Raw genomic sequence first — 13,725 nt, forward strand, 5'->3', positions numbered from 1 at the left:
AGGCCTCACCGTCGAGCCTCATCGTCAAACCCCATCGAGGTGGTCGTCTTCGGGGAGCCGCGCCGAGACCAGCGCGACCGCCAGCGCGCAGGCGGCGGTGTGGCTGATGGATATCCGGATCCGCTCCCTGCCCCCCGCCGCGTCGGCGAGGGCACCGCTCAGCCGTACGTCGGGCGGGTGCCCGTGCAGGCAGACCGCACTCCGGGAGCACATCGGGGTGGGCCGGGGCAGCACCTCCGCCTGGCCGAGATGCTCGGCGGTCTCCGCGACCTCCAGCAGGCGCAGCACCGCCCGCTTGGCCGCGAGGCGGCCCGCCCAGTGCTGGAGGGTGCGGCCCGTGCCCGACCGCAGACGCTCCGGGCGGGTGTAGACCTGCTCCAGCCGCATCTCGCCGAGGAGTTCCTTCGGCCGGGAGAGCCCGGCGAAGGAGACCATGGCGCAGCCCCACCGGCTCACGCGCCCCGCTCCTGGGCCAGCCGCCGCGGCGTGCCGGGATCGGTCATGCTCAGGCAGCGGGCGCCGACGCCGCGCGACAGCCCGGTGAGCGCCTTGCTGTCGCCCACCTCGACACAGAGCGTGGTCGTGGTGGTCCGCAGCGCCGTCTCGGTCCACCGCACCCGCTCGGTGAGCTGGGTGATCAGCGCCTCCCTGATCACGTCCAGATCCATGGTGGGTTCGGCGGTGACGTTGGGCACGACCGGGACGCGGGGCGGCGCCATCGGCGCGGCGCGCACCGCCTCCCGCCAGCCGGGTACCGCCGGGGCCATCAGCGGGGAGTGGAAGGCGTTGCTGACCTGGAGCGGCACGATCTTGCGGGCGCCGCTCGCCAGCTTGCCCAGCCGCTCGATCGCGGGCAGGGCGCCGGAGACCACCACGTGGCCCGGCGCGTTCTCCAGGCCCACGACGAGCGGCTCGTCCGCGGTGGCGGCCTCGGCGGCCAGCGCCTCGACCTCCTCGACCGCCAGCCCCATGACCGCGCTCATCCCGCCCGTCGCCCCGACCTCGGCCATCAGCCGGGAACGGATCTCCACCAGCCGGAGCGTGCCCGCCAGGTCGAGCACGCCCGCCGCGTACAGCGCGCTGAGCTCGCCGACGCTGTGCCCCGCGACCAGGCCGGGTTCGTGCCCGTCGGCGCGCAGCACGGCCAGCGCCGCCAGGTTGCACACGGTCACCGCCGGCTGGGCGTGCTCGGTGGCGACCAGGCGGTCCAGCGGCCCCTTGGCGCAGAGCGGCGAGATCGGCTGCCCGAGCAGCTCGTCCGCCTGGGCGAACACCTCCGCGGCCACCGGCTTACGGCGCAGCCAGGCACCCATGCCGACGCGGACCGTGCCCTGTCCTGGAAACAGGAACCCGAGCATGAGATCCCCCTGTCCCCCGGCTAGAGCCGCCGCCTGCGGCGGTTGGCCGCCTCGGCCGGCTTCTCGGTGCCCAGGAAGCCGATCAGCAGCTTGTTGACCTGCTCGGGGGCGTCGAGGGGGATCCAGTGACTGGCGTCCTCGATCCGCTCGTAGCGCCAGGGGCCCTTGACGTACTTGGCGGAGCCGGTCATGCCCTCCTCCATCATGGCCTTGTCACCGGCCGACCAGATGCCCAGCGTGGGGGCGAGCACCGGCGGGAAGGGCCGCTCGGGACGGAGTTCGGACTCCGGCGAGCGGTTGGCCCGGTACCAGTTCAGGCCGGCGGTCAGCGCGCCGGGGCGGGCCAGGTCGCGCAGGTAGCGGGTGTGGTCGCCCTCGCGCCCCATGATCTGCTTGAACAGCCGCCACCCGTTGCGGCGCAGCAGCGTCTCGCTCACCCCGGGGAACTGGTAGAAGAGCATGTACCAGGAGGCCGCCCGCTGCTCCAGCGTCGGGGTGGAGAACACCCCCGGGTGACCGACCGACAGCACGGCCAGGTGGTCGACCCTGCGGGGCATCAGGAACGAGTACATCCACGCGATGGCCGCGCCCCAGTCGTGACCGACCAGGTGCGCCTTGCGGATGCCCAGTGCCAGGGTCAGTTCGACGACGTCGTTGACGATCGTCTGCATGTCGTAGGCTTCGATCTCCTGCGGCTTGCCGGACTCGCCGAACCCTCTCAGGTCCGGGGCGATGACCCGGAAGCCCGCCTCGACCAGCGCCGGTATCTGGTGGCGCCACAGGTAGGAGGAGTCCGGGAATCCATGCAGCAGGACCACCGGATCGCCCTCGCCCTGGTCGACGAACGCGATGTCGACGCCGTTGACGTGCAGCGTCCTGTTGACCAACGATTCCATGCTCATGCGGTCTCCCTAAACAACCGTTCGGCGAAGAACTCACTGAAGCCGAACTCCGGCACATCCTCCGGGGGCACCATGTTCAAAAGCCCCGTCACCTGCAGTGCGACGTTCTGCGACATCAACCGGCGGGCGCGCCTGCGCCGCTCGGTGGCCTCGGGCCCGAACTCCGCGTACAGCTTGCTGATGATGGCCGCGCCGAAGTTCAGGCGGTCCATCCGTGCCTTGCGCTCCTTCAGGTAGGGGTCGAAGGCCCCCACCGACCAGTCGTCGCTCTCCAGCAGGATGTCGGCGACGGTCCTGGCGTCGCGCATGCTGCACGACAGGCCGGTGCCCAGTACGGTGTCGCCGTTTCCCGCCTCGTCACCGATCAGCACGACCCCGTCGGTCAGCGGCGGCCCGTCGGGGATGAGCGTCATCGACGGCCAGACCGCCAGTGGCCCGGCGGGAACCGCCTGGGTCACCGCCTTGCCCCGGTCGGGCAGGCAGTTGAGCTCGAAGGCGTTCAGGAAGTTCCGCACCGCGTCGGGTCCGCGGTAGCGGTGCTGGGTGCCGGTCGCGAGGTTGAGGTAGAGCCGCGCCCGGCCGAAGCCCTGCGGGAACACCATGAACATGACGTCGCCCTCGGTGCCCATCGCCTGCACGTCGGAGGGCCAGTCGTCCAGCCCCTCGACCATCATGCCGCCGCCCCAGTGGTGCACGGAGCCGCTCATCGAGACGCCGATCTGCCGGCCGACGTTGCCGACCCGGCCGGTGGCGCCGAGCACCATCCTGGTCCTGATCTCGTGCTCGGTGCCGTTGTCGAGGTAGGTGACCGTCGGCTCCTTGCCGGGGGTGACCTTGATCTTGGCCGCGTCCATCACCAGCCTGGCGCCGTACTCCGCCGCCTGCGCCGCCATCAGCTCGCACACCGCGTGGTGCGGGAACGACTGCGGGCCGCCGACCTCGGGCATCGACCGGGTCATGTCGATGGCCTCGACCTCGTCCGCGGGGATGGCCTCGTCCCAGGTCATCCACTCGCGGATCTCCCAGGCGCCGCCCGCCGCGAAGCAGTCGGCGACGCCGAGCAGCTGTGCCTCCCGAACGCCCCAGGGTGCCAGCCACTCTCCGCGCACCAGGTCCTGGTAGACCTTCTGCTTCTCCAGCAAGACGACCGACAGACCACCCGCGGCCAGCTTGCTGGCCGCGGACGCGCCCGCGATTCCGCCACCGACGACGACGACATCGGCGTACTCAACGGTCATGCCTGCCACCCCTCCCAATACGTGCGTTCTCTGGCTCGGTACCGCTTCGCCGGTCGGAAGTCGGTACCGATCGTGTAGGCGACCGGCACCATGCACACCTGGGTGACCCCGGACGGGATGTTGAGCAGTTCGCCCACCTGTCGCTCGAAGGGCACGTGCATGCAGGTGATCGTGCTGCCCAGGCCCCGGCTGCGCAGTGCCAGCTGGAAGGACCAGATCGCCGGGAAGATCGAGCCGTAGAAGGTGCTCGCCCGCATGGCGCCGAGCCGCACCTCGTGTCCGGTGTCCTCCGCGGGCTTGGCCGCCATCTGCCGCTCCCAGGCGGCGTCGATGGCCGCGATGTCCGGCGGCCGGCCGAGCACGCAGGGGATGACCAGGACGGGCACCCTCGCGATCCCCTCGGCCAGCGCGACCACCGAGGCGTTGTTCCGCCGTGCCGCCTCGCTGTTCCTTCTGCGGCCGGCGCTGGTCCATACGTCGTTGCGATGGAAGTTCCAGGAGACCCGCATCAGCTCGGCGAGCTTCTCCTTGACGGCGGGCTCGGTGACCACCAGCCAGCGCCAGTGCTGCTGGTTGTTGGCGGTCGGAGCCTGGACGGCGACCTCCAGGGCCTCCTCCACGACCTCGCGCGGCACCGGCCGGTCAAGGTCGAGCCGCCGCCGGACGGACCGGGTGGTGGTCAGCAGCCGATCGGTCTCCGAGACGTCGAACGGCGGGCCGGCCTCCTCGCGTGGCACAGACCGGTCAAGGTCGAGCCGCCGCCGGACGGACCGGGTGGTGGTCGGCAACCGATCGGTCTCCGGGCCGGCCTCCGGGGCCGGTTTCATGGCATCGCCCCCAGCAGGACGGCGCCGCGCACCGAGTCGGCCGCCGCGGTCAGCACCAGCGCCTGCTCGACCGCCTCCGACAGGTGCGGCTTCCTGACGTAGGACTCCACCTCACCGGCGTACGGGTGTTCCAGGCCGTGCAGCGCGGGGGCGATCCCGTCGCGGATCGCCAGGGCGGCCACGGCGAGGTTCATCGCGCCCGAGGCCGCCTGGCAGTCGCCGGTCTGCCCGACCGAGGTGGTGAGCAGGCCGTCCGGCACCAGTTCGAGCAGGACCGCCGCCTCGTCGGCGTCGTACCGGCCGCCGGTACCCGCGCCGACGACCAGACCGGCCTTCCCCGCGGAGAGGCCTGCCAGGCTGCGCCTGATCGACTCCCGCTCGCCCTGCTCCCCGGTGCCGGCGTGGCCGCTGCCCAGGATCCGCGCGTACGCGCGTCCCCCGCGGGCGGCGCAGTGCTCGGCCGACTCCACCAGGATGGCCACGGCCGCGGATCCGGGAACGGACCCCGTGCGCTCCCGGTCGTAGGGGGTGACCACAGTGTCCTCGGCGGCCCCGGCCGCCGTCGTCTCGTCCGCCGCCACCACCAGCACCACGTCCGCCTTGCCCGCCTTGATCATCTCAATGGCGCAGTCCAGCGCGATCGAGGCCGAGGCCTCGCCGTTGCAGATCGTGGTGGTCGGGCCGCGCAGGCCCAGGGTCTGGCAGACCGCGCCGCCGGTGGCGTTCAGCACGACGTTGGAGAAGCTCAGCACGGCCGGCTTGTTCGGGTCGACCGCGACGCTCTCGTCGAATCCGCCGGTGCTCTCCACCGAGCCCGCCGCGGTCGCGAAGATCAGTCCGACGTTGTCCAGCGCCGCCCTGGGCAGCTTGATCCCGGCGTCCTCCCAGGCCAGCCGGGAGGCCGCGATCGCCATCCTGGACAGGTGGTTCATGTGCCGCCAGAGCGAGCGGGGCGCGAACGTCCGTCCCTCCAGCGAGGGCGCCCGGCCGGCGGCCTGGCGGCCCTCCGCGAGTGCCCCGGCCAGCTCGGCGATCCCGGTGCCCAGCCCGCTGACCGGGCCCAGCCCGGTGATCACGACCGGCCGGTCGGGCAACTCCTCGTACTCGCGCTCGCCACCCGGGGTGGTCAGCGCGAGCGCGACGTTGTTGCCGCCGAAGGCGTAGTTGTTGGAGACCACGGTCTCGATCGGCATCCGCCTGGCCACGTTGGGCACGAAGTCCAGGTCCGTCGTGGTGTCGGCGTCGAAGCCGATGGTCGGCGGCGCCATGCCGTGCCGGAGCGCCAGCACGCTGGCGACCGCCTCGACCGCGCCGGCCGCGCCCAGGGTGTGGCCGACGAAGGACTTGATGCTGCTGGTGGGCACCCGCGGCGCGCGGTCGCCGAAGACCGCCCGCATCACCTTGGCCTCCATCGCGTCGTTGGCCGGCGTGCCGGTGCCGTGACCGCTGACGTAGCTCACGTCGTCGGTGCTCATGCCCGCGTCGGCCAGCGCCCGGCGTACCGCGCTCGCACCGCCCCGGCCGGTGGGGTCGGGGGCGGTCGCGTGGTAGGCGTCCGCGGACAGCCCGTACCCGGCGACCTCGGCCAGCGGGGTCGCCCCCCTGGCCAGCGCCCGGTCCAGCGGTTCGAGCAGCAGGAACGCCGCGCCCTCGCCGAGGTTGAGACCGTCTGAGCGGCTGTAGGGCGCGCAGGGTCCGGTGCTGAGCGCCTGTAGCCCGGCGAATCCGGCGTAGGTCCCGAACAGCAGCGGGTCGACGCCACCGGCCAGCACCACGTCCGCCTCGCCGGTGAGGATCTTGTCCTTGGCCAGGCCGACGGCGTTGCCGCCGGCCGCGCACGCGGTCGACACCAGGATGCGCGGCCCGCGCATGCCCAGCCGCCCGGCCACCACGTCGCCGGTGCGGTGCATGGGCTGGTAGCGGCCCGCCGCGTCGGGGGTCGCCTGGCACTTGCCGAGCACCAGCCCGAACCGGTCGGCCTCGACGTCGTCCGCCGACAACCCCGCCTGGCCGACGGCCTGACGTGCCGCGATGAGGGCCAGCTGGGCGGTGCGGTCCAGGGCGGCGTCGGAGTCCGGCAGCTGCCCGGTGATCCACTCGGTGGGGACCTGACCCGCGTACCGGGCGGTGAACACGGCGAACGCCTCGTCGTCGACCGGGGTGACACCACCCTGGCCGGCCATGAGCCGTAGCCAGAACTCTTCCGGGTCACGGCCGATGGCGCAGATGACACCCAGACCTGTGATGACGACGGGGCGCGACGCCATGCTCACTCCTTCTCCGACGATCAACCGATCAGATGATCGGGATGCTCCAGCTCTTGGGCGTGATGTAGGGGCTGGTCAGCGTGGTGACCTCGGCGTCGCCGACGGTGAACTGCAGACCCGCCGCGGCGAACTCCGCGTCCACCCGCACCAGGCCGAGCGTGGCGCCCAGCCCGAGGCTGTGCACCGCGTACACCACCTCGCCGATGTCCTGACCGGCGGCCAGGACCCGGGTGCCGGGCTCGGGGACCGACCCGCCGCCGCTGAAGCCGAGGGTCCGGCGGCCGACGGAGCCGTTGAACGCCTCCAGCACCGCCTCCTTGCCGATGAACGACTCCTTGGTGATGTCGACGAGCCAGTTGGCGCCGCCCTCGATGATGTTGACCCCGCCGGTCGCCTCGTGCCGGATCACCGGCTGCCGGACCTCCAGCATGGCGATCTCCAGCGCCTCGTTGCCGGCGGGCACCGCCTGCTCCAGCGACTGCCGCCACAGCTCGGCGGCCGACTCGGTGGGCACGATCATCTGGTAGCCGTACTCGCTGGTGAACCCGGTCCGCCCGAACACGATGTCCACGCCGTTCCAGGTCGTGTCCACCACGGCCTCGAACGGCAGCGAGGCCAGTTCACCGTCGATCAGCCGGCCCACCACGCCCCAGGCGTAGGGGCCCTCCAGTCCCAGGATGGTCAGGTCGCCGGAGCGGTCGACGATGTCGACGCCCTCGTCGTTGTGCTTCTGCAGGTGTTCGAGCAGGCGTGGCCCGGCGCCGCAGGAGCTCTCCAGGAACATCCCGTTCTCCCGGCCCCACACGACCACCTGGTCGACGATCTGCCCCGACTCGTCCAGGACGAGGCTCATCATGCAGCGCTCGGAGGTCAGGTACTCGACGTCGCGGGCGAGGACCCGCTGCGCGAAGTCGACGGCGCCGTCACCGCTGATCTCGATCAGGCCGAGCCCGCTCAGGTCGAGCAGCGCGGCCCGCTCCCTGAGGGCCTTGTACTCCTCGGCCGGCGTCGAAAAGCGCAGTGGGACGGTCACGTCCAGCACCTCGCCGAAGACGGTCTCCTCCGGGTGCGCGTTCGCGAGCACGGAATCCATTTCTCACACCTCTCCATGAGTGCTGCCGGCCGCCGGGTCGGCGATCGTGATGATTCCTTCGGCGGCGATGTTCCCGTCCACCCGCGCCGAGACCCGGTACTCCCCGAAGCCTCTGCCGCCCGCGCTCCGCTCCGCGGTCAGGACCAGCTGGTCACCGGGGACGATCCGGCGGCGGAAGCGCATCGACCTGACCCCCGCCAAGTAACTGATCTTGCTTGTCCCGGTGAGCGCGAAGACCACTCCGGCGAGCTGGGCCATCGCCTCGATGACCACGACGCCCGGCAGGATCGCCTCGTCGGGGAAGTGCCCCTGGAACCAGATCTCGGTCCCGGCGACGTTCTTGATCGCGGTGCCTTTGACGCCCGGCTCGACCTTGTCGACGCGGTCGAGCAGCAGCATCGGCCAGCGATGCGGGATCAGCTCCCTGATCTGGTCGTTGTTCAGGCTGAGCGATTCCCTGGACGACTGGGCAACGGTCATACCGCGGCTGCCGCTCGCAGTTCGGGCTTGATCGTCTCCGCGAGCCGGGACACCGAGCCGAAGACCGCCATCTCGCTGTCGTAGAGGGCCACCCCGAACTCCGCCTCGATCGCGACGTAGAGCTCAAGGATGTCCAGGCTGTCCAGCTCAAGGCCGCGGCCGAACAGGGGCTGGTCGTCGGTGATCCAGTTCGGCTCGATCTCCAGATCCAGCCGGTTCACGATCATCTTCTTGATCTGGTCACACGCCTGCTGACGCTGGGCAGCCCTGGCGCGCAGCTCGTCGATGGTCATCTTTCCTCCGTGCTCGTGCTGTCGAAGCTCGTGCTTTTGATGACAGGCTCAGCCCAGGCCGCCGCCGTGGGCGACCATCACCTCTCCGGTGACGTACGAGGCCTTGTCCGAGGCGAGGAAGCTCACGATCGACGCGATCTCCTCGGGCCTGCCCATCCGGCCCAGCCGGATGCGGGACTCGTACTGCTTCCTGATCTGGGCGGGAACGCTGCGGGTCATGTCGGTGGCGACGAAGCCAGGGGCCACCACGTTGACCCGGACACCGTGCGGCGCCGCCTCGTAGGACAGCGCCTTGCTGAAGGCGATGATCGCCCCCTTGGACGCCACGTAGTTCGTCTGGCCGGGGAAGCCACCGTCGAGCCCGCTGACCGACGACAGCGTCACGATCGAGCCGCGCCGCTGGTGCTGCATGATCCGGAGAGCCTCCCGGCAGCTCAGGAAGGTGCCGGTGACGTTGACGTCCATCGGCTCGCGGAACTGCGCAAGGCTCATGGCGACGAGGTGCCGGTCGCGGGTGATGCCCGCGCTGGTCACCAGCACGTCCAGCCGGCCGAAGTCGGAGCGCAGGCCGCGGAAGAGCTGCTGGACCTCCTCCTCCTTGGTGACGTCGGCCTGTACGGCCGTCGCGCCGCCACCCTCCTGCTCGATCTGGGCGACGAGGTCCTTGGCGTCCTGCTCGGCGCGCAGGTAGTTGACCACGACGTGAGCGCCTTCCCTGGCCAGATCGAGCGCCACCGCCCGCCCGATTCCGCGCGACCCGCCTGTTACCAGGGCCACCGAGCCTTCGGTAAAGAGCATCCTCGTCTCCAGGGTGTCAGTGGTGAGGTGAAAGGGAGCCGACCTGATCGTCCGCTTGCAAGGGGAGAGGCTACTGAAGCCGGTTTTCAGCCCGATATCATCCGGATATCCGGCTATTGACGCTGATGACAGCGGTACGGAACGCTGACGCCCATGGACGAGCTCGATGTCGAGGTGTTGATTGTCGGAGGCGGCCCGGTCGGCCTGTCCGCCTCGATCGAGCTTTCGAGGTACGGGATATCCTCGTTGCTCGTCGAGAGGCACCAGAAGACCTCCCTCTTTCCCAAGGCCCGGCTCATCTCGACCAGGACCATGGAACTGGTCAGGGCGTGGGGAATCCAGGACGAGGTCGAACGCGCCGGACTGCCCCGCGAGGAGACCCTGGCGGTGGGCGTCGGAACGTCGCTGACCGATGACGACTTCCTGCGGGCGGTCGCGCCGCTGCACGAGGACGCCCCGCAGAGCCCGACCTACACCTACATCTGCGCCCAGGACCGTTTCGAGGTGATCCTGCGCGCGCTCGCCGAGGCGCAGCCGGGCGCCGACGTCCGTTTCGACACGACCATGACGGAGATGCGGAAGACCCCGGACGGCGTCGAGGCGGTGATCGAGTCCGCGGGGGTCCGCCGCACAGTCCGCGCCCGCTACCTGGTGGCCGCCGACGGCGGCCGGAGCACCACGAGGGACGCGCTCGGCATCGCCATGACCGGCCCTCCCCCGCTGGGCAACATGATCAGCGTCATGTTCGACGCCGACCTGGGGCCGCTGCTCCGTGATCGCCAGGCCGCGCTCTACTTCCTGCTCAGCAACCCGCCGTGCGCGGTGGAGGCGGTGGACAACCGGCGCCGGTGGATGATCCAGACCGGGTACGACCCGGCGCACGGCGGCAGCCCCGACGACTTCACCGAGGAGGTCTGCGTCGCGGCGGTGCGGTCCGCGGCGGGCATCCCCGACCTGGCGGTGAACATCGTGGGCATCATGCCCTGGCTCCAGCAGGCCGTGGTCGCCGACGAGTTCCGCAGCGGCCAGGTCTTCCTCGCGGGGGACGCGGCGCACGTGGCCACCCCGCAGGGCGGGTTCGGCATGAACTGCGGCATCCAGGACGCGCACAACCTCGGCTGGAAGCTCGCCGCCGTGCTCCGGGGCACCGCGGGGGCCGGCCTTCTCGACACCTACACGCCCGAGCGGCGCCCGATCTCCGACCGTACGGTCACCGAGAGCCTGAACAACGCGCTCATCACCTTCCAGATGATGGAGGGCCGCCTGACCATGCAGGAGTCGATCGACCAGCAGGCGGGCCGGCGCAGCTCGGAGGGCCTGGTGCTCGGCTTCCACTACGACTCCGCCGCCGTCGTCGCGGACGGGACGCCCGCCCCCGAACCCGCCGACCCCTACCGGACCTACCTGCCGACCGCCCGCCCCGGCCACCGGATGCCCCACGTCTGGCTGTCGCGGCGGGGCGGCCAGGTCTCCACCTTGGACCTGCTGGGCAGCTCGTTCACCCTGATGACGCCCGCGGGCACCGGCTGGGCGCAGGCCGCCAAGCAGGCGGCCCAGGACACCGGGGTCGCCGTCACCGCGCTGGAGATCTCCGCCGACGGCTCGGCGGAGCTCACCTCACCGACGTGGGCGGAGGAGTTCGGCGTGGGCACCGCCGGAGCCGTACTCATCCGCCCCGACGGTCACGTCGGCTGGCGCTCCCCCGGCGCGGAGGCGTCGGCGAACGCGCTGACCGGCGCCCTGGACACCATCCTGGCGAGGTTGTAGCCGTCGTGGCCGGCGAGCTCGTCGACCGATCCCCGGTAGGACCCCGAGCAGAGCCGCGCCGCCGCCATCCGCAGGGTCAGCGGGCACCCCGAGGAACTGGCCGCGAGCCTGGTCATCGCCTGCGGCTCGGCCTCCATCCTGGCGGTGCCGACCAGCATGACCGCCAGTGCCCTGGACTCCTCGAAGCCCAGCGGCCGGACGAACTCCCGGTGCGCGCCCTGGCGGGCCACGAACTCGTCGAGCGGATCCCGGCTCGTGACGATCACCCGGCAGTGCGCGCCGCCCGGCAGCAGCGGGATGACCTGGGCGCTGTCGCGGGCGTTGTCCAGCACGACGAGCAGCCGCCGGCGCGCCGTCCTGCTGCGGTACAGGGCCAGCTTCTCGCTGAGATCCTCGGGGATGGCCTGGTCGGCCACGCCGAGCGCGCGCAGGAAACGGCCGGCGACGACACCGGGGGGCAGGGCCGCCGCGCCCTCGTCCCCCTGCAGGTCGGCGAAGAGCTGCCCGTCGGGGAACTGGGCGATCCTGCGGTGCGCCCACCGCAGGGCCAGCGCGGTCTTTCCGAAGCCGCCCAGACCCGTCACGACCACCGTTCCCGGCCCGGTCGTCTCCGGGGAGAAGCGGAGCGCGTCGTCCAGGACGGCGAGCTCCGCGGTACGCCCGGTGAACGGCAGGGCCTGCGGGGGGAGCTGGGAGGGGATGACGAACTCCTCGGCCCGTCGCACCCCCGGCACCTCCATCAGCGCGGACTCGTCCCGCAGGATCTGGTCGTGCAGCCGCCTCAGCTCCGGGCCGGGCTCCAGCCCGACCTGTTCCACCAGGTGCCGCCGGCCCTCCTGGTAGGTCCGCAGTGACTCGGCGCGGCGCCCCGAGCGGTACTGGGCCAGCATCAGCTGCGCCCGGGCGCGCTCCCTGAGCGGGTGCTCCTCCACCACGGGAACCAGTTCCGCGATCACCTTGAGGTGGTTGCCGAGCTCCAGCTCCAGCTCCAGGCAGGCCTCGATCGCCTCCAGCCGCGACTCCCGCAGCCGGGCCGCGTCGTAGCGCATGCTGTGGATGTCCTCGAACGGGGTTCCCCGCCACAGGGAGAGCGCGTCCCGCAACATGGCGATCGCACCCTCCCGATCGCCCCCGGCGGCCTGCCGGCGCGCCCGCGCCACGAGGTCGTCGAAGCGGAGCCTGTCGATCTGCTCGGGGGCCGCCCTGAGCAGGTAGCCGGGGCTCGACGTCATGATGTCGTCCGCCCGGTCCCCCAGCGCCCTGCGCAGCCGCGACACGCAGATGGCGATCTGCCCGCGGGCGCTCTGCGGGGCGTGCCCGCCCCACACCGCCTCGATCAGCCGGTCCACCCCGACGACGCGGCCCGCGTTCAGTACCAGGCTGGCCAGGATCGCGCGCTCCCTGGGGCCGCCGATCCGAAGCTCCTCGCCCTTCCTGAACACCCCGAGCGGCCCCATGATCCGAAACTCGAGTGGTTCGTCCATCACTGGATCCGCATCAGGTACTTCTCAAGCTCGTCGGCGGCCCGAAGGGTACCGCCCGAGGCATGCAGATCCTTCTGCATCTCCCCCGTGCACCGCTGGATGACCTCGCTGCCCGCCACCTCCAGCACCGCCTGGAGCAGCAGTTCCCCGGTGACCTCCTCCGGCGGGATGGACCGGCCGAGGTTCAGCTCCTCGATCCGCCGGGCGGCCACCGCGTCGATGGATGACGTCGGGACGACCACCATCGGGCAGCCGGAGTGCAGTGCCTCCATCACGGTGCCCATGCCCCCGTGGGTGACGGCCACCGAGGCGTGCTGGAGCACCTTGTAGTGCGGCATCCACCGATGCGCCTCGATGTTGGGGGGCAGCGGGCCCAGGTCCGCGGGGTCCATTCCGTCCGCGACCGTGATCACCACGTGCCACGGAACGCCGGTGAAGGTCCGTACGCACATCTGGAAGAAGTCCGGATACTCGTTGAAGACCGCGCCGAACGAGACGAGCGCGACCGGAAGCCCGCTGGCCGGCGGCTGCCACTCGCCCAGGAAGTTCCGCTCGCCCAGGCACGGCCCCACGAACGCGAACCGCTCGTCGAAGCTGTCACCGACGTACTGGAAGGACCGCGGCATGTTGATGATGCTGAAGTCCTGGATCTCCCACCACAGCTCCGCGGGCGGGACGTCGACCCCGTGCGCACTGGACAGGGCGCTGATCCGGGCGAACATGTCGTCCACCCAGTTCGGCATGGACTGCTCGGCCCCGTCGGAGTTGTAGATCGCGTTCAGGTACGAGAAGTTCGCGTTCGACGCGAACATCGGGATGAGCTGGGTCGCGGGCCGGTTCCACTTCCTGGCCAGGATGCGCCCCGCGTAGAGGATGGAGGTGTCGTAGACGATCATGTCGGGGAGGTCGTCGGCCGGGTAGGACTCCAGGGCCGCCAGCATGTCCGCGCTCTCGTCGAGCAGGACCGAGAGCAGGTAGAGCGGGTCGCGCGCCAGGTTCAGGAAGTCCGAGTCCCGGTACTTCGAGTCGTAGCGCAGCGCGGTGGCGCCGGCCTCCTCCACGATGCCCACCATCATGTCTCCGGTCAGATAGGAGACGCGGTTTCCTCTGCGGACCAGCTCCGTCACCACGGCCAGGTTGGGGATCACGTGGCCATGGTCGGGATGAACCAGGAAGAGGAAATGTTTCGCCATCTGGGAGAATCCTGTCTCTCTGGGA

At 71.0% G+C, this 13,725-nt stretch carries 13 protein-coding genes; 1 reads left to right on the top strand and 12 read right to left on the bottom strand.

What is annotated here, in order from left to right; all coding sequences use genetic code 11:
* Nucleotides 1-24: 24 nt before the first annotated feature.
* Genes ABT061_RS11310 through fabG form a run of 10 tightly spaced genes read right to left on the bottom strand, consistent with a single transcriptional unit; the run spans nucleotide 25 to nucleotide 9,256 of the window.
* Nucleotides 25-456, bottom strand: a complete 432-nt coding sequence (locus tag ABT061_RS11310; RefSeq protein ID WP_350915258.1) for a holo-ACP synthase — start codon at nucleotides 454-456, stop codon at nucleotides 25-27.
* Nucleotides 453-1,358 (bottom strand): ACP S-malonyltransferase, encoded by a 906-nt coding sequence (locus ABT061_RS11315; protein WP_350915260.1) that lies wholly within the window; start codon nucleotides 1,356-1,358, stop codon nucleotides 453-455. Before ABT061_RS11315 ends, ABT061_RS11310 begins: the two co-directional genes overlap by 4 nt.
* A gap of 20 nt (nucleotides 1,359-1,378) precedes the next feature.
* The gene (locus ABT061_RS11320) at nucleotides 1,379-2,260 is read right to left on the bottom strand and encodes an alpha/beta fold hydrolase (protein ID WP_344745556.1); all 882 of its coding nucleotides are present in this window, start codon (nucleotides 2,258-2,260) and stop codon (nucleotides 1,379-1,381) included.
* Nucleotides 2,257-3,498 (bottom strand): FAD-dependent oxidoreductase, encoded by a 1,242-nt coding sequence (locus ABT061_RS11325; protein WP_350915262.1) that lies wholly within the window; start codon nucleotides 3,496-3,498, stop codon nucleotides 2,257-2,259. The genes ABT061_RS11320 and ABT061_RS11325 overlap by 4 nt, the downstream gene beginning before the upstream one ends.
* Nucleotides 3,495-4,325: a nitroreductase family protein gene (locus ABT061_RS11330; RefSeq protein ID WP_350915264.1), complete on the bottom strand. Its 831-nt coding sequence runs from the start codon at nucleotides 4,323-4,325 to the stop codon at nucleotides 3,495-3,497. Before ABT061_RS11330 ends, ABT061_RS11325 begins: the two co-directional genes overlap by 4 nt.
* A complete protein-coding gene (locus ABT061_RS11335; protein WP_350915267.1) occupies nucleotides 4,322-6,592 on the bottom strand; it encodes a beta-ketoacyl synthase N-terminal-like domain-containing protein in 2,271 nt (756 codons plus the stop codon). The genes ABT061_RS11330 and ABT061_RS11335 overlap by 4 nt, the downstream gene beginning before the upstream one ends.
* A 28-nt stretch (nucleotides 6,593-6,620) precedes the next feature.
* Nucleotides 6,621-7,685: an aminomethyl transferase family protein gene (locus ABT061_RS11340; protein ID WP_350915269.1), complete on the bottom strand. Its 1,065-nt coding sequence runs from the start codon at nucleotides 7,683-7,685 to the stop codon at nucleotides 6,621-6,623.
* A gap of 3 nt (nucleotides 7,686-7,688) precedes the next feature.
* Nucleotides 7,689-8,165: a 3-hydroxyacyl-ACP dehydratase FabZ gene (fabZ, locus tag ABT061_RS11345; RefSeq protein ID WP_350915271.1), complete on the bottom strand. Its 477-nt coding sequence runs from the start codon at nucleotides 8,163-8,165 to the stop codon at nucleotides 7,689-7,691.
* Entirely contained in the window at nucleotides 8,162-8,458 is a 297-nt protein-coding gene (locus ABT061_RS11350) for an acyl carrier protein (RefSeq protein WP_343964540.1), read from the bottom strand. The genes fabZ and ABT061_RS11350 overlap by 4 nt, the downstream gene beginning before the upstream one ends.
* A gap of 48 nt (nucleotides 8,459-8,506) precedes the next feature.
* Nucleotides 8,507-9,256 carry a 3-oxoacyl-ACP reductase FabG gene (gene fabG / locus ABT061_RS11355; protein ID WP_030916371.1) on the bottom strand — a complete coding sequence of 250 codons (750 nt, stop codon included), beginning with the start codon at nucleotides 9,254-9,256 and terminating at the stop codon, nucleotides 8,507-8,509.
* A 153-nt stretch (nucleotides 9,257-9,409) separates the two neighbouring features.
* Between fabG and ABT061_RS11360 the strand changes: the two genes are divergently transcribed.
* On the top strand, nucleotides 9,410-11,023 hold the full coding sequence (locus ABT061_RS11360; protein ID WP_350915273.1) for an FAD-dependent monooxygenase: 1,614 nt from the start codon (nucleotides 9,410-9,412) through the stop codon (nucleotides 11,021-11,023).
* Here ABT061_RS11360 and ABT061_RS11365 read toward each other — a convergent pair.
* Nucleotides 10,939-12,507 carry an AfsR/SARP family transcriptional regulator gene (locus tag ABT061_RS11365; RefSeq protein WP_350915275.1) on the bottom strand — a complete coding sequence of 523 codons (1,569 nt, stop codon included), beginning with the start codon at nucleotides 12,505-12,507 and terminating at the stop codon, nucleotides 10,939-10,941. The two genes, ABT061_RS11360 and ABT061_RS11365, sit on opposite strands and share 85 nt — an antisense overlap.
* Nucleotides 12,507-13,700 (bottom strand): macrolide family glycosyltransferase, encoded by a 1,194-nt coding sequence (locus ABT061_RS11370; RefSeq protein WP_350915277.1) that lies wholly within the window; start codon nucleotides 13,698-13,700, stop codon nucleotides 12,507-12,509. The genes ABT061_RS11365 and ABT061_RS11370 overlap by 1 nt, the downstream gene beginning before the upstream one ends.
* Nucleotides 13,701-13,725: the final 25 nt, after the last annotated feature.

Origin of the sequence: Streptosporangium sp. NPDC002544 (assembly GCF_040295965.1) — a bacterium.
Taxonomy (GTDB): domain Bacteria; phylum Actinomycetota; class Actinomycetes; order Streptosporangiales; family Streptosporangiaceae; genus Streptosporangium.

What these genes read in the sequence shown, in the direction of transcription:
- fabG (WP_030916371.1), bottom strand. Translation starts at nt 9,256, where the DNA reads ATGCTCTTTACCGAAGGCTCGGTGGCCCTGGTAACAGGCGGGTCGCGC.
- ABT061_RS11330 (WP_350915264.1), bottom strand. Translation starts at nt 4,325, where the DNA reads ATGAAACCGGCCCCGGAGGCCGGCCCGGAGACCGATCGGTTGCCGACC.
- fabZ (WP_350915271.1), bottom strand. Translation starts at nt 8,165, where the DNA reads ATGACCGTTGCCCAGTCGTCCAGGGAATCGCTCAGCCTGAACAACGAC.
- ABT061_RS11365 (WP_350915275.1), bottom strand. Translation starts at nt 12,507, where the DNA reads ATGGACGAACCACTCGAGTTTCGGATCATGGGGCCGCTCGGGGTGTTC.
- ABT061_RS11370 (WP_350915277.1), bottom strand. Translation starts at nt 13,700, where the DNA reads ATGGCGAAACATTTCCTCTTCCTGGTTCATCCCGACCATGGCCACGTG.
- ABT061_RS11320 (WP_344745556.1), bottom strand. Translation starts at nt 2,260, where the DNA reads ATGAGCATGGAATCGTTGGTCAACAGGACGCTGCACGTCAACGGCGTC.
- ABT061_RS11340 (WP_350915269.1), bottom strand. Translation starts at nt 7,685, where the DNA reads ATGGATTCCGTGCTCGCGAACGCGCACCCGGAGGAGACCGTCTTCGGC.
- ABT061_RS11335 (WP_350915267.1), bottom strand. Translation starts at nt 6,592, where the DNA reads ATGGCGTCGCGCCCCGTCGTCATCACAGGTCTGGGTGTCATCTGCGCC.
- ABT061_RS11325 (WP_350915262.1), bottom strand. Translation starts at nt 3,498, where the DNA reads ATGACCGTTGAGTACGCCGATGTCGTCGTCGTCGGTGGCGGAATCGCG.
- ABT061_RS11350 (WP_343964540.1), bottom strand. Translation starts at nt 8,458, where the DNA reads ATGACCATCGACGAGCTGCGCGCCAGGGCTGCCCAGCGTCAGCAGGCG.
- ABT061_RS11315 (WP_350915260.1), bottom strand. Translation starts at nt 1,358, where the DNA reads ATGCTCGGGTTCCTGTTTCCAGGACAGGGCACGGTCCGCGTCGGCATG.
- ABT061_RS11360 (WP_350915273.1), top strand. Translation starts at nt 9,410, where the DNA reads ATGGACGAGCTCGATGTCGAGGTGTTGATTGTCGGAGGCGGCCCGGTC.